The sequence below is a fragment of the Streptomyces sp. CB02400 genome (assembly GCF_001905725.1).
Classification (GTDB): Bacteria; Actinomycetota; Actinomycetes; order Streptomycetales; family Streptomycetaceae; genus Streptomyces; species Streptomyces atrovirens.
In genome coordinates, this window is sequence record NZ_LIWB01000015.1 from 1 (window position 1) to 18,898 (window position 18,898).

The 18,898-nt window shown below is 69.3% G+C and carries 18 protein-coding genes and 1 tRNA gene; 11 read left to right on the plus strand and 8 right to left on the minus strand.

Annotation, left to right across the window (positions count from 1 at the left end; genetic code table 11):
- Positions 1-22: 22 nt before the first annotated feature.
- The gene (locus tag AMK33_RS29275; protein WP_073935998.1) at positions 23-586 is read right to left on the minus strand and encodes a hypothetical protein; all 564 of its coding nucleotides are present in this window, start codon (positions 584-586) and stop codon (positions 23-25) included.
- Between the two features lie 2,289 nt (positions 587-2,875).
- Between AMK33_RS29275 and AMK33_RS45290 the strand changes: the two genes are divergently transcribed.
- Together AMK33_RS45290 and AMK33_RS45295 are read left to right on the plus strand one after the other, a co-directional pair.
- Complete coding sequence (locus tag AMK33_RS45290; RefSeq protein WP_443030935.1) at positions 2,876-3,556, plus strand: transposase; 681 nt, start codon at positions 2,876-2,878, stop codon at positions 3,554-3,556.
- Positions 3,556-3,984: a transposase gene (locus AMK33_RS45295; protein WP_443030938.1), complete on the plus strand. Its 429-nt coding sequence runs from the start codon at positions 3,556-3,558 to the stop codon at positions 3,982-3,984. The genes AMK33_RS45290 and AMK33_RS45295 overlap by 1 nt, the downstream gene beginning before the upstream one ends.
- Positions 3,985-4,461: 477 nt before the next feature.
- Here AMK33_RS45295 and AMK33_RS29285 read toward each other — a convergent pair whose 3' ends face one another.
- Positions 4,462-4,593 carry a VWA domain-containing protein gene (locus tag AMK33_RS29285; protein WP_079195013.1) on the minus strand — a complete coding sequence of 44 codons (132 nt, stop codon included), beginning with the start codon at positions 4,591-4,593 and terminating at the stop codon, positions 4,462-4,464.
- Between the two features lie 332 nt (positions 4,594-4,925).
- Between AMK33_RS29285 and AMK33_RS29290 the strand changes: the two genes are divergently transcribed.
- From AMK33_RS29290 to AMK33_RS29295, 3 genes are all read left to right on the plus strand, one after another.
- Positions 4,926-5,696 (plus strand): IS5/IS1182 family transposase, encoded by a 771-nt coding sequence (locus tag AMK33_RS29290; protein ID WP_073935999.1) that lies wholly within the window; start codon positions 4,926-4,928, stop codon positions 5,694-5,696.
- A 25-nt stretch (positions 5,697-5,721) separates the two neighbouring features.
- On the plus strand, positions 5,722-6,378 hold the full coding sequence (locus AMK33_RS42265) for a hypothetical protein (protein ID WP_143203873.1): 657 nt from the start codon (positions 5,722-5,724) through the stop codon (positions 6,376-6,378).
- 137 nt (positions 6,379-6,515) lie between these two features.
- Complete coding sequence (locus AMK33_RS29295) at positions 6,516-6,719, plus strand: hypothetical protein (RefSeq protein ID WP_235618235.1); 204 nt, start codon at positions 6,516-6,518, stop codon at positions 6,717-6,719.
- A gap of 81 nt (positions 6,720-6,800) precedes the next feature.
- Here the strand turns inward: AMK33_RS29295 and AMK33_RS29300 are convergent.
- From AMK33_RS29300 to AMK33_RS29305, 3 genes are all read right to left on the minus strand, one after another.
- Positions 6,801-6,873, minus strand: a tRNA-Arg gene (locus AMK33_RS29300).
- A 209-nt stretch (positions 6,874-7,082) separates the two neighbouring features.
- On the minus strand, positions 7,083-7,244 hold the full coding sequence (locus AMK33_RS42520) for a hypothetical protein (RefSeq protein ID WP_158075146.1): 162 nt from the start codon (positions 7,242-7,244) through the stop codon (positions 7,083-7,085).
- 115 nt (positions 7,245-7,359) lie between these two features.
- The gene (locus tag AMK33_RS29305; protein ID WP_073936000.1) at positions 7,360-8,652 is read right to left on the minus strand and encodes a M6 family metalloprotease domain-containing protein; all 1,293 of its coding nucleotides are present in this window, start codon (positions 8,650-8,652) and stop codon (positions 7,360-7,362) included.
- 274 nt (positions 8,653-8,926) lie between these two features.
- Here AMK33_RS29305 and AMK33_RS29310 point away from each other — a divergent pair, with 274 nt between their 5' ends.
- Positions 8,927-9,568 (plus strand): TetR/AcrR family transcriptional regulator, encoded by a 642-nt coding sequence (locus AMK33_RS29310; protein ID WP_073936001.1) that lies wholly within the window; start codon positions 8,927-8,929, stop codon positions 9,566-9,568.
- Positions 9,569-9,749: 181 nt separating this feature from the next.
- A complete protein-coding gene (locus AMK33_RS29315; RefSeq protein WP_073936002.1) occupies positions 9,750-11,318 on the plus strand; it encodes an MFS transporter in 1,569 nt (522 codons plus the stop codon).
- A gap of 120 nt (positions 11,319-11,438) precedes the next feature.
- On the opposite strand, the gene AMK33_RS29320 is transcribed toward AMK33_RS29315, so the two are convergent.
- Entirely contained in the window at positions 11,439-11,960 is a 522-nt protein-coding gene (locus AMK33_RS29320; protein ID WP_073936158.1) for a MarR family winged helix-turn-helix transcriptional regulator, read from the minus strand.
- Positions 11,961-12,095: 135 nt separating this feature from the next.
- Between AMK33_RS29320 and AMK33_RS29325 the strand changes: the two genes are divergently transcribed.
- Positions 12,096-12,857 carry a dioxygenase family protein gene (locus tag AMK33_RS29325; protein WP_073936159.1) on the plus strand — a complete coding sequence of 254 codons (762 nt, stop codon included), beginning with the start codon at positions 12,096-12,098 and terminating at the stop codon, positions 12,855-12,857.
- Positions 12,858-12,869: 12 nt separating this feature from the next.
- Here AMK33_RS29325 and AMK33_RS29330 read toward each other — a convergent pair whose 3' ends face one another.
- On the minus strand, positions 12,870-13,388 hold the full coding sequence (locus AMK33_RS29330) for a GNAT family N-acetyltransferase (protein WP_073936003.1): 519 nt from the start codon (positions 13,386-13,388) through the stop codon (positions 12,870-12,872).
- Between the two features lie 193 nt (positions 13,389-13,581).
- Between AMK33_RS29330 and AMK33_RS29335 the strand changes: the two genes are divergently transcribed.
- On the plus strand, positions 13,582-14,580 hold the full coding sequence (locus AMK33_RS29335; RefSeq protein WP_073936004.1) for a sigma-70 family RNA polymerase sigma factor: 999 nt from the start codon (positions 13,582-13,584) through the stop codon (positions 14,578-14,580).
- 762 nt (positions 14,581-15,342) lie between these two features.
- Complete coding sequence (locus AMK33_RS29340; RefSeq protein ID WP_073936005.1) at positions 15,343-16,023, plus strand: TetR/AcrR family transcriptional regulator; 681 nt, start codon at positions 15,343-15,345, stop codon at positions 16,021-16,023.
- A 299-nt stretch (positions 16,024-16,322) separates the two neighbouring features.
- Here AMK33_RS29340 and AMK33_RS29345 read toward each other — a convergent pair whose 3' ends face one another.
- Complete coding sequence (locus AMK33_RS29345) at positions 16,323-17,294, minus strand: helix-turn-helix transcriptional regulator (RefSeq protein ID WP_073936160.1); 972 nt, start codon at positions 17,292-17,294, stop codon at positions 16,323-16,325.
- A gap of 63 nt (positions 17,295-17,357) precedes the next feature.
- On the opposite strand from AMK33_RS29345, the gene AMK33_RS29350 reads away from it, so the two are divergent.
- The gene (locus AMK33_RS29350) at positions 17,358-18,872 is read left to right on the plus strand and encodes an MFS transporter (RefSeq protein WP_073936006.1); all 1,515 of its coding nucleotides are present in this window, start codon (positions 17,358-17,360) and stop codon (positions 18,870-18,872) included.
- Positions 18,873-18,898 lie beyond the last annotated feature (26 nt).

Genomic DNA, 18,898 nt, shown 5'->3' on the forward strand with positions numbered 1-18,898 from the left:
ACCTAAATCACCGGTATTGGGCTTAGGCCGCGTCTTCCCGCTCGGAGCCTTCACCGTTCCCGGCCGCGCTTCGAACAGTCGGTGTCGGAGGAACGGCACGGGCCCTGATGCGCTCGACCTCCAGTGTGGCGTCCTCGATAGGGAAGCCCGCGTCGATGAGGATCCGTACGCCTGTCTCCAGCGAAAGCACGTCCGCCTGAACACCCCGCACAACCAGGTCGAGGGCAGCGGTCAGGTCCGTCGACAGGTAGGGGCCGAAGGTGATTGCCGCTCGCGGGTTCTCCCCGGGCGGCAGGACACCGCCCACCTGGTAGAGGCGCTGCACCATCTTCAGGAGTAGCGGGTACTTCACCTCCCGCGCCAGTCGCATCGACCGGACCTTAGCGTCCAGCGGCCCGAAGCTCAGCTGCAACGCGTAACCGGAGGGCACTTCGGCCGGGCTCACTGTGCCGAGCACGATTCCAGGCAGGCGCGTCACGATGGACAGCCGCTCCTGCAGCGTCTCGACGTACGCGCGGAGCTCGGCGAGTTTAGCCGAGGTGTCGACGGTGCTGAGCTGGCCGCTGTCGCCGAGTGGCCAGACCATCCCCGGTTCGACCTGGACTGGTAGTGGCTGGCCGGTCCTGCGGTCGACCGGCAGGCGCGCCCCGGACAGGCCGATGATCGGTGAACCGGTCGTCGCTGAGGAGCGTTGGCTGTCGGTGTCAGCCGCGGCGAGATCATCGAGGAGCTGCGCGGCGGACAGCAGACTGGACTGGCCGAAGTGTTCGGCGCCGTTGATCGTGTTCGAACATGCACGAGCGGGATGAAGTCCAGCTGGAGGTCGAGCCGGTTGAGCACGTCGCCATCGGCGTTGGTTTGAAACCGAGCTCGCGACAGCGACAGCGCGTCGATGTCACCCGTCTTGTCGACCTGCTCGAGGTCCCACTCAGCATCGGTGAGATAGCAGGTGAGGGAGCTCGGCTGACTCGACCATGGGTAGGAACGTGTGGAGCTCCCGTCCTCGCTGATGGGGCCCAGCTCATATGTGACCCGCCGCAATGTGCCCTTTCGTCCCCGCGCTGAGTCCTCCGGGACCTCCCACGCCAGATGGACCCGCTGCGGGTACTCGTCCGCGTCGATCGCACCGTCCGGAAGCACGGGAAAGTAGAACCCTGGGTCGATCGTCCTCAGCACTGGACGTCCCTTGCTGCGGGACCACGCCAGCAGATAGACGGTGTCGCCGAGCAGTACGGCGTTGCGCTCGGCGTGTTGCATACGCATCCACAGGTGTTCGTCCGCGGCCCACTCCCGTAGCAGGTCCTCCCGGGCCCGTGCGTCGTGGCCAGCCTCCGTGATCACGATCTTCTGGCTATCGCCGAGGAGGTGGCTCAGAGTCTGGTCGATGATCACTGCCGCGTCGCCGTACTCACGGCGATCGGCGCCGACCTCGCCGAGTAGGGCGGCTGCCTGGTTGCTGTCATATGTGGCGAGCACCGAGTAGGCCGCCAAGCGGCGTCGGTCCTCGTCTGGCACCCATGACGCGGTCGCGCGACCGGGCAGACTTGATGATCGTCGGTCCGCGGCTGCTTGGAACGCTGGCTTGTAGGCGAGCGCCCCCCATGTGTCAATGATCAACTCGCGCCAGCGTCGCACGCCTCACTCCCGCGCTCGGTGGTGATGGACGGCGGAGCCTAAGGCACGAACGTCCCGGGGATCGCCACCCCGGCCTGAGGAGGGGAAAGGGGGACGGCGATCTTCGGTAATCGATCGAATCCCTCGCCGTCTCCGTGAGGGGTGGACACCCGGCTTGCCCCACCACCCCCGATATCGGGGGGGGGCACCCCACAGCGCAAGGAAGTTTCCGAAAAGCCTCTAATTCTGACCAGTCGGGTGTTCTGTGCAAAATTCGCATCACGCTATTCCGTGACGGAATGCGCGCATTCCGGTGGCCTGTGAAGAGCGGGTTGATTTGCGGCTTTTGCTATCTCGGGTCGCGTGCGTATACCAGGCGGGTCTAACATTTCAGTGGTCGGCGTCATGGTTTTGGCCATACCTGATACACCGCCAGGTGGCGACCCGTGTGGGGACGATAAGGGAGGGGGTGCGGCTAATGGTGCGGATTGCACGTGTTTGCGCCTGGGCTCACGCGTGAGAGCAATGGCCGAGCTCCCAGGGGTCGCTTCAGGGAAATCCCCAGGTCGGAAGCGCTTCTCATCTCCTAAAGCAAACTTTTCCAATTCGCAAGTCGGATCCCTATCCGCTGCCAGAGCGACTGGTTTTCGCTGACAGTCAGCGGAATGGATTCTGGTAGGCGCTCGAGCGTTGGTAAGAAGGAGTCGCCCTCCAGGCCGTCCTATGGCCAGGAGGGCGACGTATCCAAGGGTGGCTGCGGCGTTCCCGTGAAGATGCACCGCGCTACCCCGACCGAAGGAGGCATCACTGCGCACCGACGACACCGACGACAAGGTCCCCATCGAGGGATCCCGCGACGAGGCCACGGCTCACGAGTGTGGTCACCCCTTCGGAGGAAAGGGTAGCTCTGACCGTAGTGGCCGCGAGCAGTTCCAGGCCACGGTCAAGACCTGGGCTGCGGCGATTTCGGCGCTGGCGACTGCGGCCACGGCGGTCGTGGCCGTCGTGGCGCTCAAGGCTCCGCAGCGTGGAGACGGCGCCGCTCCCTCTGAGGCGCCCGCATCTTCCGCCGTGACGGACCTGAACCGGTAGTTCTCGCCGGGGTGGGCCCAGGCGCTCCGCCTGGGCCCACTTCCTAACCTCGCGCTTTCGCGAGGTGGGGTGTCCGAGGCTTGATCAAATAAGTGGAGAGTGCTCCTGAACTGCAACGATGGGACTTGTCTAGGGTCCATGTCGCAGCGACGAAAGAAGCACTCTCCAGGTGAAGAAGCGTATCGGGTCCTACCCGCGTGTCCGTACCGAGGGCGGCGGCCGGGCGGTGGTCTCGCAGGCCGGGAGCGTGCTGCTGGTCGAGACCGTCCGCAAGGCCGGCCTGGACACCGCGATATCAGCGGCGCTGACGCCATGGCGCAAGGACCGGGCAGTGCACGACCAGGGCAAGATCCTTGTGGACATCGCGTTGGCGGTCGCATCGGGCGGGGACTGTCTCGCGGACGTGGGCATGCTGCGGGCCGAGCCGGCCGTGTTCGGGCCGGTCGCCTCCGACCCGACGGTCTCCCGACTGATCGACACCCTCGCCGCCTCCGGGGAGAGGGCCCTGCAGGCCATCCGTTCCGCGCGGGCCCAAGCCCGTCAGCGGGTCTGGCAGTTGGCCAGCCGGGCAGCGCCCGACGCGGACGGGACGGTCACCGTCGACCTCGACGGGGTGCTGGTGATCGCGCACTCCGACAAGGAGGACGCCGCACCCACCTGGAAGCGGGCCTGGGGCCATCACCCGCTCATGGCGTTCGTCGATCACGGCCCTGGCGGTACCGAGGAACCGGTCGCGGCCCTGCTCAGGCGGGCAACGCGGGATCGAACACCGTCGCCGACCACATCACCACCGCCCGACTCGCCCTGGCCCAACCGCCCAAGCACTACCGGCGAGGCAGACAGACCCTGATCCGCACGGACTCTGCGGGCGGCACCCACGACTTCGTCGCCTGGCTCGCCCGGCGGGGACGGTGGCTGTCCTACTCCGTCGGCATGGTGATCACCGACGCGATTCACCAGCATGTCCTGAAGGTTCCCGCCCTGGCCTGGACACCGGCAATCGAGGCGGACGGGGAGATCCGGGACGGGGCCTGGGTCGCCGAACTCACCGGCGACGTTCTTCACGGCTGGCCCAAGGGCATGCGGCTGATTGTCCGCAAAGAACGACCCCACCCCGGGGCCCAGTTGAGGCTGACGGACACCGATGGCATGCGGCTGACCTGCTTTGCGACCAACACCGCCGACCGGCCGATCGCCGAACTCGAGCTCCGTCACCGGCTGCGGGCGAGGACCGTATCCGGGCCGCCCGGGCCACCGGCCTGCGCAACCTGCCCCTGAGACGCACGGCTCAGAACCGGGTCTGGCTGGAGATCGTGCAGATCGCTCTCGACCTGCTGGCCTGGATGCCGATGCTCGCCCTGACCGGCGAGGCCGTCTCTGGGAGCCCCGCCGCCTGCGGCTTCGCCTGTTCTCCGCGGCCGGGCAACTCGTGACCACCGGTCGCCGCCGAATCCTCCGCCTGGCCGGGCAGTGGCCTTGGACCCGCCACATCACTACAGCTCTCGAACGGCTCGTACTCCTACCGCACCCCGGCTGACCAGCGAATTCCCTGTCCCTACAACAGCAATTCGACACCCGGAGCAGTGGAACCCGGCGCCACCCCGAGACGACACTCGGGCCCTCAGCCTGCACAGACCCAACTCACAGCACGAAAACGGGCCACCGACTCCGCCGACGGCCCGTCACGAAAGATCGAGGCTAATTGTCTGTCTGCGCTGCGCCCTGCTGACGACGGCCCTCACTCAAACACGGTCGTTACCGGATGACACCAGCAGCCCGCGCGGTAACCAACCAGTCTGGGAACTCTTTCATGAGGCGGTCATACAAGTCCGCGTCTGAGCGCCTTCTCGGATGCTGGCCGGCCCCGAAATAACCAGCGTTGTCGATCGTCCGATCCCCTTAGCGTTGTCCCGTAACTACTGATCGGTGCTCGCGTCTGGTTACCTCAGCTGGGCGCCGTGCAGAGAGTTCGTAGCCGCTGATTCTCGGGCCGGCTGTGTTGTCAGCGGCTCGAGATACGATCACGGCTCGATGGGCCGGACGGAGAACGTGAGGGACTCGCGGCCATGGGGGGTGGGTCGCACAGGCCCCGGCATCCAGCTCGGGACTGGAGGTATCTTGCCGTAACCCCGCCCCCTTCTCTCCCTGCAACGTCCGGGCCGTATCGGGAAGGCAGTCTGCCGACGGATGCAGGAAGCCACCGATGACATGATCTTGATGTGACTGGTGTGATCACGGCGTCGGAGCCCTCCTGGATAGCCCCGTTCACCGGGCTGAGCCCGCGTCAGTTCGCCAAGCTGGTCACCGCACTGCGGCGCGAGGGTGCCGACCCAGTCCGCAAGGGCCGGCCCTGGAGCCTGCCGCTGGAGGACCGGGTCCTGCTGGTCGCCGCGTATTGGCGCACGAACCTCACCCTGCGACAGCTGGCGCCGCTGCTCGGGGTGTCGAAGTCGGCCGCGGACCGCATCATCGACCACCTCGGCCCGAGGCTCGCGCTCCAGCAACGCAGGCGGTTCCGCAAGGACGCCGTGCTGATCATGGACGGCACCCTGGTCCTCACCCGCGACCACACCGTCGCCGAGCAGTCGAAAAACTACCGGTACTCCACCAACCACCAGGTCGTCATCGATGCCGGCACCCGGCGCGTCGTCGCCGTCGGTCGGCCGGTCACCGGCAATCGCAACGACTGCAAGGCATGGGAAATCTCGGGCGCGAAGGACGCCGTCGGCCGCACCACCGTGATCGCCGACGGCGGCTACCGGGGCACCGGCCTGATCATTCCGCACCGCCGCGAACGCGGCCAGGCCGAACTCCCGGACTGGAAAGAAGAACACAACCGCTCACACCGCAAGGTCCGCGCCCGCGTCGAGCACGCCTTCGCCCGCATGAAAACCTGGAAGATCCTCCGCGACTGCCGCCTCAAAGGCGACGGCGTCCACCACGCCCTGCTCGGCATCGCCCGCCTGCACAACCTCACACTGGCCGGCTGAGAGGCAACAGCACTGGTCAACCGGCATGCCGGAGATCATTTACGGGACAACGCTTAGCAGGTATCTGGACCATGTGATGATGGGCCAGACGACGCCTGGAAGCTACATCGTGACTGCCTTGGCACCCCCTGATGATCAGGCAAGTCTCAAGCCTTCGGCCGACTCGCTCCCCTCTGCCTGGGACCCAGGAGCCATCCGGCTACGTACCGTCAATGAGGCGGTTGCGCATGCTGTAGGAGCAACTGTTGAAGCGCTACAGCATCACCGATCGAGTGGTTTCCTGGCGGGTTTTGAGAGTGGCGTAGTTGATGGCATCTCGTACGAGATGACGAACGCTATCATCGGAATAGCGGCGAATGCTGACGAGGCAGACATTACAATCGAGTGGGATAAGGATTTGGCTCCACCGTCTGGCATAGAAAGTCACTTCGAGTTTCATGCCACGGATGTTCCCGCCCTCACTCAAGCTGCAATCAAGCTTGCTGAAGATCAATCAATAGCGCAGATTTCTATCATCGGCAGGGTGCACCTTCTCGCTAAGAAGCAAGCGGGAAGTGCCGGCGTGTTCGGTGTAGATTCCCTTCAGTCCGCCGGTCCGCGGAAGGTGCGGGTGAGATTAGCGGATGACGAGGACTATCACGAAGCGGTTAGAGCTCATGAGGAGGATCTCGCTATTAAGTGAGCGGCCGGGCTGGAGAAGGAGGGGAATCTCAGTTGGCTCTATGACGCCACAGTCATTCGGACTCTAGGCCCTCTTGAAGAGTATGACTCTCCTCGGTGCTTCCGTTCTGAAGGTAACCCCAATCAGATTGAGATGTTTTGACGCCGCTGATCGTGTTAAAGAGCGCCTGGGCACGGGAGCTGATGATGCGCATAGGCCACAGCAGCTATCGGGTCGCGCTGGTCTATCAGCACATGACCAGCGACCGGGACCGGGCCATCGTCGATCGACTCGAAGTCATGATCCAGAGCGGTGGGGGAGCGGCCTCCGGCCTCTCTGGAGAGGGTGTCGGGCGGCCGTAGTGGCACGCGTGTGGCACGACCCCTGAAACGCTGAAGGGCCGGCCCGGGAGGAAACCCCTCCTGAGCCGGCCCTTTGCTCTGTGCCCCCGGCAGGATTCGAACCTGCGACACCCGCTTTAGGAGAGCGGTGCTCTATCCCCTGAGCTACGAAGGCGGGGCTTGGTCGTGGGACGGTCCTGGTCGGGTGTCTCTGTCAAGCCCTGAGCGTCCTGGGGTGGTGGCTGCCAGGGCGCTCGAACCACAGGGTACCGGATCGGTGTTGCGGCGGGCGCTGGTGTGGGCCGGTGGGGGAGTACCGGCCGGTGTCATCGCCCCGTCTGTTGCGAAGGCGTCCTTCCGCATCGGCGGCCGCGCGGCTTCCCGTCAGGATTCGCCGAACAGTACCCAGAGTGCCATCAGGGTCAGGAATCCGGTCACCGCCAGTGCCGGGAGCCCGAGGATCGCGGCGGCCACCCCCCACCGGGTACGTCCCCGGGGTGCCTCCGCCGACCCGGCGTTCGCTGTTGCCCGCTGTGTCTCCGTCATGAGCCCACCTGTCGATTCGTAACTGCCGTGCAGAGCGTTCCGGTTGGCACCGGATCGAGGGTCCGGGCCAGTGATTGTCGTCGATCGTGCCGCGACGCCCCATTGTCGTCGGGGGTCAGCCCGGTGACGTACGGGTCACCCGTACCCGGTACTCCTCCGCTTCCGCCGCCGTCACCGCCACCCGGACGCCCGCCCGGCGGTCCACGAAGCTCTCGCCCGGTACGAACGTCGCGTCCGAGAGTTCCGCGTGGACGTTGGGGGAGCGGGTGCAGCCGCCGCTGTCGCGGCGGGAGTCGTAGACGGTGACCGGGCCCATGCCCGTGTCCACGTTCGCGTCGACGCGGTAGACGAGGACGCCGGGGCGGCACACGGCCTCGTCGTTGCCAGCGCGGGTGCGCAGTTCGACGGCGTAGCCGGAGTGGTCGTCCAGGGGGATGAAGACGAGTTTCGGGCCGCCCGCCCGTGCGAGGGGGGTGAGTGCGTACTCCCGTGTGCCCGGGTCCGCCGCGCAGCCGACCTGGGAGGCGTCCAGCCAGCCCAGCTTCCACTTGTGCCAGGCGAGGAGGTCGTTGTTGGCGCCCCAGTCCTCGCTCATGATGTCCCAGTGGCCGACCGCGCCGCCGCCCTCGGCGGTGTACAGGTCGGGCAGGCCGAAGACGTGGCCGTTCTCGTGCGGCAGCACGCGGTAGCCGGTGCGGTCGTAGGAGCCGGAGCCGTCGTCCTGGCGGGAGTAGACGAAGGACGCGTTGGAGACGGGGACGCCGTCCGCGCTCGGGGCCTCCTTGTTGCCGGCGAAGGTGACGGACAGGACCGTGTCGAGGGCGGCGGGGCCCGCATTGGGGGTCACCAGTACGTTCAGCAGGTCGTACGACTGGAAGTCCACCTCGGGATCGGCCTCGGCCACGATGTCGCGGACCAGTTCGCGGTAGCCGGGGTCGAAGGGGGCGCCGCGCTCTATGCCGTACGCGCGGAACGACTTGGGCATCCGGAGCCAGTCGGGGACGGGGAGTTCGGGGCGGTAGTCGAGTCGGCCGTAGGAGCTGGTGGCGAACCACTCGCTGGTCTCGGGGAAGAACTCGCGGTAGCGGTCGAGGGCGTCGCCCTCGCCGGGTGCGTCGGAGAAGTCGATCATCAGGGTGAGGGCGCGGACCGTGCCGGTGGAACGGGTGTAGCCGGGAGCCGTGGGGATGCCCTCGGACATCTGGACCTCGCCCTCCGGGCTGATCATGCAGGGGGCGTGCACGGAGGTGCGGGACAGGGTGCTGGGTCCGGCGCCGGCGGTGGAGGTGCCGGGGGAGAGCCGGCCGTTGCCGGCCGAGGTGCTGACCGCGAGGGTCAGGACGGTCACCGATGCCAGGGCGGCCAGCCGGCGCGGGGATATCCGGCGTCGGCTCGGCTGCGGCTGCATGCGGGGACCTCCGCTCCACACGGCAGCCGCCGGTCTCCGACTGCACCCTCCCGATCACCCTGCGTCGCAGGGTGGGTGGGCGCCTGCTGGGAGGTCCGATCGTGGGGCCGTACGGCCGGTGCGCTGTGAGGCGGGTCACAGAAGAAGGGGGCGGGGGTGGGAAATAAGCGGGGATCGTTTCCCCGTTTAGACCTGTGTCCGAGCGAAACGGGGACTCGCTCCCCGGATCGCGGACATGACACAAGGATCAAGCCACTACGACCAGGAGTGCACCGTGCAGACCGCCATCCCCGCACCGCGCAAGGCACCCCGGCCCCGCGCCGACGCCCTGCGCAACCGGGAGCGGATCGTCACCGCCGCCCGGGAGATGTTCGTCGAGTTCGGGCCCGAGGTGCCGCTCGACGACGTCGCCCGCCGGGCCGGCGTCGGCAACGCCACGGTGTACCGCAACTTCCCCGACCGCGACGCGCTGGTGCGCGAGGTCGTCTGCTCCGTGATGGACCGTACGGTGCGGGCGGCCGAGCAGGCGCTCAGCGAGACCGGGGACGCCTTCGAGGCACTGGAGCGCTTCGCGCACACGGCCGCCGACGAGCGGATCAGCGCGCTGTGCCCGATGGTCTCCAGCACCTTCGACCAGCACCACCCCGACCTGGAGGACGCACGCCGGCGCGCCGAGGGCCTCGTCGCGCAGCTCATGGACCGCGCCAAGGCGGCCGGTCAGCTCCGTATCGACGTGGAGTACGGCGATCTGATGGTGGGCGTCGCCCAGCTGAGCCGGCCCCCGGCCGGTACCGGCTGCGACAACGCCGACCGTTTCGTCCACCGCCATCTGCAGCTGTTCCTGGACGGGATGCGGGCCCCGGCCCCGACCGTCCTGCCGGGTTCGGCCGTGACCGTGGAGGATCTGCGCCGCTGAGCGATCTCTGACGCGAGCAGGATTCCGTACCGGAGCGGGATTCCCGTGCCAGAGCAAGACCCGTGCCAGAGCAAGACCCGTACCAGCGGCCGTCCCCGGGGCGAGTCGTTCCCTTGACGACACCGTTTTTTCATCTCATTTTTCAAAATTTCCGTCACGAACTTCCGAAGTGGGTACCCCCATGTCTGAAACAGCCTCAGTGGCCGGAAAGGCCCGGAGCGCTCCGGGCGGCCCGGACGCCAACCGCTGGAAAGCGCTCGTCTTCATCGCGCTCGCCCAGCTGATGGTCGTCCTGGACGCCACCATCGTGAACATCGCCCTGCCCTCCGCCCAGCAGGACCTGGGCATCTCGGACGGCAACCGTCAGTGGGTGGTCACCGCCTACGCCCTCGCCTTCGGCGGACTGCTGCTGTTCGGCGGCCGGATAGCAGACCTGTGGGGGCGCAAGCGGGCCTTCGTGCTCGGTCTGGGCGGGTTCGCGCTGGCCTCCGCGCTCGGCGGCGCGGCCACCAACGAGGCCATGATGTTCGGCGCCCGCGCCCTCCAGGGTGTGTTCGGCGCGCTGCTCGCGCCCGCCGCGCTGTCCCTGCTCGCGGTGATGTTCACCGACGGCAAGGAGCGCGCCAAGGCGTTCGGCATCTACGGCGCGATCGCCGGTGGCGGCGGCGCCGTGGGTCTGATCCTCGGCGGTTTCCTCACCGAGTACCTGGACTGGCGCTGGACGTTCTTCGTGAACATCCCGTTCGCCGTGGTCGCCGCGGCCGGCGCGTACTTCGTCATCCGTGAGCCTGCCGGCGGCCGCAACCGCTCGCCGCTCGACGTCCCCGGTGTGCTGCTGTCCACGGTGGGCCTGGTCGCGCTGGTCTACGGTTTCACCCGTGCGGAGTCCGAGGGCTGGAGCGACTCGCTGACCGTCGGCATGTTCGTCGCCTCCGCCGTGCTGCTCGCCGCCTTCGTGGCGGTCGAGGCCAAGGTCAAGGCGCCGCTGCTGCCGCTGCGCGTGATCACCGAGCGCAACCGCGGCGGGGTCTACCTCTCGCTGGGCCTGGCGATCATCGCGATGTTCGGCCTGTTCCTCTTCCTCACCTACTACCTCCAGGTCGTGAAGGGGTACTCGCCGGTCAAGACCGGGTTCGCCTTCCTGCCGATGATCGCGGGCATGATCACGGGCTCCACCCAGATCGGCACCCGGCTGATGACCCGGGTCGCGCCCCGGCTGCTGATGGGCCCCGGCTTCCTGGTCGCCGCGCTCGGCATGCTCTTCCTGACCCAGCTGGAGATCGACACCTCGTACGCGGCCGTCCTGCTGCCCGGCATGCTGCTGCTCGGCCTCGGCATGGGTACGGCGTTCATGCCGGCCATGTCGCTGGCCACGCTGGGCGTCGAGCCGCGTGACTCCGGTGTCGCCTCCGCGATGGTCAACACCTCGCAGCAGGTGGGCGGCGCCATCGGTACGGCCCTGCTGAACACGATCGCGGCCTCGGCCACCACGTCCTACGTCGCCGACCACATCGGTGGCGCCACGAGCCGGTCCCAGCAGCAGCTGGTCCAGCTCCAGGGGCAGGTGCAGGGCTACACCAGCGCGATCTGGTTCGCCGTCGGGATCCTGGTGGCGGCCGCGGCCATCGCCCTGACCCTGATCAACGCAGGCCGGCCGGGCGGCACCACGGTCGCCGGGTCCGCCGGCGAGAACGGCAAGACCGGCGAGGCCGTCGAGGACGAGCTGGCGGTGCCGGTGGTCATGCACTGACGGTCCGCCCGTCCCGCACCACCCGTACCACCCGTTCCGTCCATCCCTCACCGCCCGTACGGAAGAGGAGGGGACGCCTCCTCCGTACGGCTTCCCGGACCTGCCCCGGCTCCCGCCCCGTCAGCGGAGCCAGGGCAGGTCCGCGCCCGTTCCGCTCGGCTGGAGTCCCTCGGCGACGATCCGCATGATCTCGCCGAGGGACTTCTGCTGTTCCGGAGTGAGCCGGTCGAAGACCGCCTGGCGTACGGCGTCCACATGGCCGGGCGCGTGCCGGCGCAGCACCTCCTGGCCCTCCTCCGTCAGTACGGCGAACTGGCCCCGCTTGTCGGAGGGGCAGTCCTCACGGCGTACCCAGCCGCTCTTCTCCAGGCGCGCGACGGCGTGCGAGAGGCGGGAGCGGGTGATCTTCGCGGACATCGCCAGTTCCGTCATCCGCAGCCGGCGGCGCGGGGACTCGGCGAGCTTGACCAGCAGGCCGTAGTAGACGTGCGGCATTCCCGCGTCCCGCTGGAGCTGACGGTCGAGGTGGTCCTCCAGGAGAGTGGCGGCCTCGATGTACGAGCGCCAGACGCGCTGCTCCTCGTCGGTGAGCCAGCGGGGTTCGTCGGCGGACGCCGATGATGCTGCGGGTGCCGTGTTCATGTACTCCACTGTACGGCCGCTCTTCTTGAATGTTAAACAAGTTCACCGTACAGTCGGTGATGGAAGTTGAGACTTCAAGCAAGTTCGCCGACTCGGAAGGGAGCCGCCGTCATGACCGCCGCCACCCAGGAGCGCATGCCCGCTCTCTACCTCAGCCACGGCGCCCCGCCCCTGGCCGACGACCCCGTCTGGCCCGGCGAACTGGCCGCATGGTCGGCCGGACTGCCCCGCCCGAAGGCGATCCTGGTCGTCTCCGCCCACTGGGAGGAGGCCCCGCTCGCCCTCGGCGCCACCGGGACCGTCCCCCTGGTCTACGACTTCTGGGGCTTCCCCGAGCACTACTACCAGGTCACCTACGGAGCCCCCGGCGCCCCGGCGCTCGCCGAGTCCGTGCGCAAGCTGCTGCGCGCCCCCGGCACGCCCGTCCAGGACGTCCCCGACCGGGGCCTGGACCACGGCGCCTACGTCCCGCTGGTCGAGATGTACCCCGAGGCCGACATCCCGGTGCTCCAGGTCTCCATGCCGACGCTGGACCCGGTGAAGCTGATGGAGATCGGACGCAGGCTCGCGCCGCTGCGCGACGAGGGCGTGCTGATCGTCGGCTCCGGGTTCTTCACCCACAACCTCGCCGCACTGCGGCAGGGCGGCGTCCCCGCCTGGTCGGCGGAGTTCGACGCCTGGGGACGGGAGGCCCTGGAGACGGGTGACGTGGACGCGCTGCTCGACTTCACCCGCAAGTCCCCGGCCGGCCTGCTGGCCCACCCGCGCACCGAGCACTTCGCCCCGCTCTTCGTGACCATGGGCGCCGCGGACGCCGCCGGGGAACTCGGGGAACAGAAGTCCGTGATCGACGGGTTCTGGCTGGGGCTGGCCAAGCGGTCGGTGCAGTTCGGCTGACCTCTCCGGCGGCTACAGGGGCTTCTCGTGCCAGGCCACGTCCCACCAGCGGCCGAACTTGCGGCCCACCTCCCGGTACGTGCCGACGTGCCGGAAGCCGAAACGCTCGTGCAGCCGCGCCGAGGCGTCGTTCGGCTGGGCGACGCCGGCGTAGGCGCGGTGCGGGTCCTCGCCCGCCAGGGCCTCGAAGAGGGCCTTGTGGAGGAGGGTGCCGATGCCGCGCCGGCCGGCGTCCGGGGCGACGCGGGCCGTCGTCTCCACCGAGGTCGCGTAGGCGGGCTCGGGGCGGAAGGGACTGGAGGTGGCGTGCCCCAGGATCCGTCGCGAACCGGCGCCCGTGGCAACCATCAGGCGGTACGGGCCGTCTACAGGGTGGGAGAGCAGCCAGGGGAGGCGCTCCTCCGGAGTGAAAGGCGCCGTGTCGAATGTGATCGCCGTCTCACGCACGTAGTGGTTGTACAGGTCGGTGAGGGCCGTCAGGTCGCCCTCCGCGCCCGGCCTGACCTGGACCTCTTCGTGCTCCGACGGCATCGGGCCTCCTCGCGTGGCCCGACAGGGTACTGCATGATCAGAAAAATCGGGGGGCGGGTTGGGAATTCTGTCCGGATTCCAGTCGTTGTTTCCATCGGATGCAGGGCACTCGACCAGAGTCCGGAGGGACCTGAGAGACGTGTCAGGCGTCCGCAGGACCACCCGCTGACCTCATCATCGCAAGGGAGCACGCATGGCAACCCGCGCCGTCGCCCGTCGTCAGTCCGCCACCGGCGAGACGGCCGACTCGGCACGCAGTGTCCGCGCCCATGGCGGCGAGATCGCCGACCGCGACCTGGTCGGCATGTACCTGGACGAGATCGCGCGCACGCCGCTGCTCGACGCCGCCAAGGAGGTCGAGCTGTCCCAGATCATCGAAGCGGGTGTGTTCGCGCGACAGATCCTCGACGGCCTCGAGGAGAACAAGGCCGGGGCCACCACCGAGGAGCTCCACGCCCTGTACGACGCCAGTGAGCGGGCCAAGGACATCTTCATCCGTTCCAACCTGCGTCTGGTCGTCGCCGTGGCCCGCCGCTACCCCCGCAGCGGTCTGCCGCTGCTCGACCTGATCCAGGAGGGCAACGCCGGTCTGGTCCGCGCGGTCGAGAAGTTCGACTACCGCAAGGGCTTCAAGTTCTCGACGTACGCGACCTGGTGGATCCGTCAGGCCATCACCCGGTCGATAGCCGACCAGTCGCGCACCATCCGCCTGCCCGTCCACCTGGTGGAGGAGCTGGGCCGGATACGGCGCGTGCAGCGCGAGTTCAACCGTGAGCACGGCCGTGAGCCGGAGCCCGCGGAGGTCGCCGCCGAGCTCGGCTCCACGCCGGAGCGCGTCGTCGACGTACTCGACTGGGCCCGTGACCCGGTCTCGCTGAACATGTCGGTGGACGACGAGGGCGAGACCCAGTTCGGCGACCTGCTGGAGGACACCTCGGCGGTGTCGCCGGAGCAGTCGGTGCTGACGCTGCTGCGCAGCGAGGAACTGGACGACCTGATCGGCCGCCTCGACCAGCGCACGGCCTCCATCATCAAGATGCGGTACGGCATCGAGGACGGCCGCGAGCGCACGCTGACCGAGGTCGGCAAGGAGCACGGCCTGACCCGCGAGCGCATCCGCCAGATCGAGAAGCACGCCCTGCTGGAGCTGAAGAAGCTGGCCCGCGACACCGGGTTCGACGCGGCAGCGTGAGAACGAACCGGGCCCGGCGCGGTGGAGTGACCGCCGGGCCGGACGCGGCGGTGTGACGGCGGGGCCGGCGCGGTGGCGTGATGCCTGGTCGGAGCGCGCGGCGTGGTGGTGGCTGGAACGGCGGTGCGGCAGCGCGGCAGCCGGTTCCGGGTTCCCGGTGCGGCAGTGTGAGGACCGGGGCCGGCGCGGGGGTGTGACGGCCGGGCCGGCGCGGCGGAGTGATATCCGGCCGGTCCCGGGCCCCGGCGCGGCAGCGTGACGGCTCTGGCGCGGTGGCGTGGCGGTCGGATCGGACGCGGTGGCGTGAGGATTCGAGCGGCGCGGTAGCGTGGCGGGTGGGCTGTCGAAGGTGAACGTGGCGGTGCTGTCGCCGGGTTCGGCGCGGGGGTGTTGATGCCGCCGTGCGGAGTCCGGGGGAGTGGCGGGGTCCGTGCAGGGCCCCGGCCGCGTACGCCGGGTGGCGAAAGACCGCGCAAAACATGGCCGTTCCCCGCCGCTTCAACCCGCTGGACCCCGGGAACAAGAATGCAAGGACCAGGAGTTGGTACTTCGGGCCCCTGAGATCCTGGACCCACCGAGCCACGTCCCGACGCACAACCCCCCCGGCGCCGGGACTTCCCAAAGCCGGGTTCGGCGCCCTCCCCCCGGGCGCCGGACCCGGCTTCCTCGTGAGTGCCGTCGGCCGGCGGGTCACCCCGGACCTGAACCCCGGGGTGGCCCGCCAGATGGCAGATTGTGCCACATGGGCATAGCCTGCCGGGCGTGAGCAGCACCACCCCGACGCCGCCCTCTCCTCCGCCTCCCGCGGTCTCGCTGACCGAACGGCGCAAGGCCGAGACCCGTATGGAGATCGCCCGCGCGGCGGCCGGTCTCTTCGTCCGGCAGGGCCTGCGGGCCACCCGTGCCGAGGACATCGCCCAGGCGGCCGGAATCGCCCCGCGCACCTTCTACCGGTACTTCGCCAGCAAGGAAGAGGCCATCGGCCCGCTCTACGCCACCGGCGCCCAGCGCTGGGTGGCGGCGGTGCGCGCCGCGCCCGCCGAGGTGCCCCTGCCGCAGGTCCTGGAGGACGCCGTGCGCCACACGCTCACCCCCGGCCTCGGGGTGTCGGCGGCCTCCTGGGACTGGGTGCGCACCCTGATCCGGCTGGCCGAGGCGAACCCCGCCCTGCGCCGGGTGTGGGCCGAGGCGTGCCGGGCGTCGGAGCGGAGCCTGGCGGAGGCGCTGGCGGAGCGGCTGACGGCCGCTCAGGCCCCGTACGACGCCGACAACGTTGCCGCCCGCACCCGGCTGTGCTTCACCGCCGCCGTCGCGAGCGCGGCCGTCCGCACGGCCATGGAGAGCTGGGCGGCCGGCGACGGCCCCGCCGAGGGCCCCCGCGGCCCGGCCGAACTGGCGGTCACCAACCTCGCGGCGCTACGGGGCTTCGCATGGGGGACTTGACGCCGGCTCACGGCCGTTCCCGAAGGGCCTGACGCCGGGGCACAGCCGTTCCCGTAAGGCATGGCGCGGGGCGTGGGTCCTTTCCGCAGGGTCCGTCGCCGGGCCACGGGCCCTTCCCGTGATGCCTGATGCCAGAGGCGGGCTCTTTCCGTGAGGCTTGACGCCAGGACGGGGGCTCTTTTCGTGAGGCCTGGCGCCAGGACGGGGGCCTTTTCCGTGAGGCCTGGCGTCGGGCCGCGGGCTCTTTCCGTGAGGCCTCCTGTCGGGGCACGGGCCCTCCTGGAGGGCCCGACGCCGAGTCACCCCGCCCCGTCCGCCGCCCGGCTCATCCGCGCGCCCAACTCCCTTACCGCCTCCACCAGCTCCGCAGGTTCCTGCACCGTGAACTCGTGCCCCAACATCGCCAGCCGTACCGCCATCCAGTCCTTGGCGTCGCTCACCGTCGCGCGCAGCCGACAGCTGTCCTCGTCCAGCGGCTCGGGCGGGCCCAGCCAGCCCGGCAGGCGGGCCGCGACCGCCCCGGCCGGTGCGGCGAAGGTGACGACCATCTCGTACGACTCCCGCGCGCGGTACATGGACCGGCGCAGGAACTCCGCCGCACTCCCCGTCGGCAGCTCCCTCGGCGTGAACCGCGCCCCGGTCGCGAAGGGGTCGCTCACCCGGTCGACGCGGAACGTCCGCCAGTCCGCGCGGTCGAGGTCGTACGCCACGAGGTACCAGCGCCGCCCGGTCGACACCAGCCGGTACGGCTCGGTCACCCGTCGGGATTCCGTGCCGTCGGCGGCCCGGTAGGCGAACCGCAGCCGCTCGTGCCCGGCCACCGTGGAGGCCATGACGGTGAGCGTCTCCGGCGCGATCGTCGCACCGTCGCCGCTGGTCAGCGGGGTGGTCGCGGCCTGGAGCGTGCTGACGCGGTGGCGCAGCCTGCCGGGCAGCACCTGCTCCAGTTTCGCCAGCGCCCGCACCGACGCCTCGTCCACGCCCTCCAGCGCGTGCCCGGCGCCGGCCCGCAGGCCGACCGCGATGGCCACCGCCTCCTCGTCGTCGAGCACCAGCGGCGGCATCGCCTTGCCGGCGACGAGCCGGTAGCCGCCGTCCGCGCCCATCGTCGCCTGTACGGGATAGCCGAGCTCGCGCAGCCGGTCGATGTCCCGCCGGACCGTGCGCCGGGAGACCCCGAGCCGGTCGGCCAGCTCGCCGCCGGGCCATTCGCGGGGCGTCTGGAGGAGGGAGAGGAGCTGAAGGAGCCGGGCCGGAGTGTCCGTCGTCATGAGAACGAGGATGCCCCAGAAGTAGGACCTGATCTGACCTACTCGGGTCATAGCTTCTGAGACATGAACTCCACCGACACCCCGCAGGCACCACAGCCCGTCGAGGGCGACCGTCGCCGCTGGTTCGCGCTGGCGATCGTGATGACCGCGGCCTTCATGGACCTCGTCGACGTCACGATCGTCAACATCGCGATCCCGTCGATCCAGCGCGACGAGGGCGCGACCTTCAGCCAGATCCAGTGGATCACCGCCGGCTACGCACTGGCCTTCGCCGCAGGGCTCGTCACCGGCGGCCGGCTCGGCGACATCCACGGCCGCAAGCGGATCTTCCTCATCGGCATCGGCGGCTTCACCGTCGCCTCCGCGCTGTGCGGGCTCGCCGTGAACCCCGAGATGCTGGTCGCCTCCCGCATCCTGCAGGGAGCCATGGCGGCGCTGATGGTGCCGCAGGTGCTGTCGATCGTGCACGCGACCTTCCCGCCGCACGAGCGCGGCAAGGTGTTCGGGCTGTTCGGCGCGATCGTCGGCCTGGGCGCCGTGTCCGGGCCGCTGCTCGGCGCGCTGCTGACCGAGTGGAACCTGTTCGGCCTGGAGTGGCGGCCGATCTTCCTGATCAACCTGCCGGTCGGCATCGCGGGCCTGCTCCTCGGCAGCCGCTTCATCACCGAGTCGAAGGCGCCGCGCGCCCTGAAGCTGGACCTGGTGGGCGTCGCGCTGGTCACGCTGGGGCTGCTGATGCTGCTCTACCCGCTGACCCGCGGGCGCGAGCTGGGCTGGCCGCTGTGGGGGTACGTGTCGATGGCCGGCGCGCTGGTGGTCTTCGGGGCGCTGGTGGCGTACGAGCGGGTCAAGGGCGCGCGGGACGGCTCCCCGCTGATCGAGCTGTCGCTGTTCAGGGTGAAGAGCTTCGCGGCGGGCATCGCGGTGCAGACGGTGTTCGGGGTCGGCCTCGGCGTCTTCTTCCTGGTCTGGACGCTGTACATGCAGATGGGCCTGGGCTGGAGCGCGCTGCGGGCCGGGCTGACCGGGGTGCCGTTCTCCGTCGCGGTCTCCGCGGCGGCCGGGATGTCGGTGCAGCTGCTGGTCCCGCGCTTCGGACGCAAGGTGCTCCAGGCGGGCGCGCTGGTGATGGCGGCGGGCGTCCTGCTCTACATCTGGGAGTCCGAGCGCTACGGCATGGACATCGCCCCCTGGCAGATGGCGCTCCCGCTGGTGGTCATGGGCGTCGGCATGGGTCTGATCGTGGCCCCGCTGACGGATGCGGTGCTGTCCGAGGTGCCGCGTGAGCACGCCGGGTCGGCGTCGGGGCTGATCAACACCGTGCAGCAGATGGGGAACGCGCTGGGGCTCGGCCTGGTGTCGGTGGTGTTCTTCGGGGTGATCGACGAGCGGCTCACCCCGGCCGAGGTGGGCCCGGCCTTCGCGGACGGCTTCCAGCACGCGCTGGGCTATGTGGCCGCGGTGATGGGCGTGATCTTCCTGCTGATGTTCGCCCTGCCCAAGCGCCCCGCCCAGCATGTGGAGGGAGCGGGGGAGCCTCCGGTGGCGGTGGAGAAGGAGCGGGAGCTCGTGGCCTGAGCGGGCGGATGACAAGGGCCCGGCAC

Bases quoted from the DNA above. Each gene is read 5' to 3' on its own strand.
- AMK33_RS29315 (WP_073936002.1), top strand. From the start codon at position 9,750: ATGTCTGAAACAGCCTCAGTGGCCGGAAAGGCCCGGAGCGCTCCGGGC.
- AMK33_RS29330 (WP_073936003.1), bottom strand. From the start codon at position 13,388: ATGCCGTCGGAGCACGAAGAGGTCCAGGTCAGGCCGGGCGCGGAGGGC.
- AMK33_RS29305 (WP_073936000.1), bottom strand. From the start codon at position 8,652: ATGCAGCCGCAGCCGAGCCGACGCCGGATATCCCCGCGCCGGCTGGCC.
- AMK33_RS29275 (WP_073935998.1), bottom strand. From the start codon at position 586: ATGGTCTGGCCACTCGGCGACAGCGGCCAGCTCAGCACCGTCGACACC.
- AMK33_RS42265 (WP_143203873.1), top strand. From the start codon at position 5,722: ATGCCGGAGATCATTTACGGGACAACGCTTAGCAGGTATCTGGACCAT.
- AMK33_RS29350 (WP_073936006.1), top strand. From the start codon at position 17,358: ATGAACTCCACCGACACCCCGCAGGCACCACAGCCCGTCGAGGGCGAC.
- AMK33_RS29325 (WP_073936159.1), top strand. From the start codon at position 12,096: ATGCCCGCTCTCTACCTCAGCCACGGCGCCCCGCCCCTGGCCGACGAC.
- AMK33_RS29345 (WP_073936160.1), bottom strand. From the start codon at position 17,294: ATGACGACGGACACTCCGGCCCGGCTCCTTCAGCTCCTCTCCCTCCTC.
- AMK33_RS42520 (WP_158075146.1), bottom strand. From the start codon at position 7,244: ATGACGGAGACACAGCGGGCAACAGCGAACGCCGGGTCGGCGGAGGCA.
- AMK33_RS29335 (WP_073936004.1), top strand. From the start codon at position 13,582: ATGGCAACCCGCGCCGTCGCCCGTCGTCAGTCCGCCACCGGCGAGACG.
- AMK33_RS29320 (WP_073936158.1), bottom strand. From the start codon at position 11,960: ATGAACACGGCACCCGCAGCATCATCGGCGTCCGCCGACGAACCCCGC.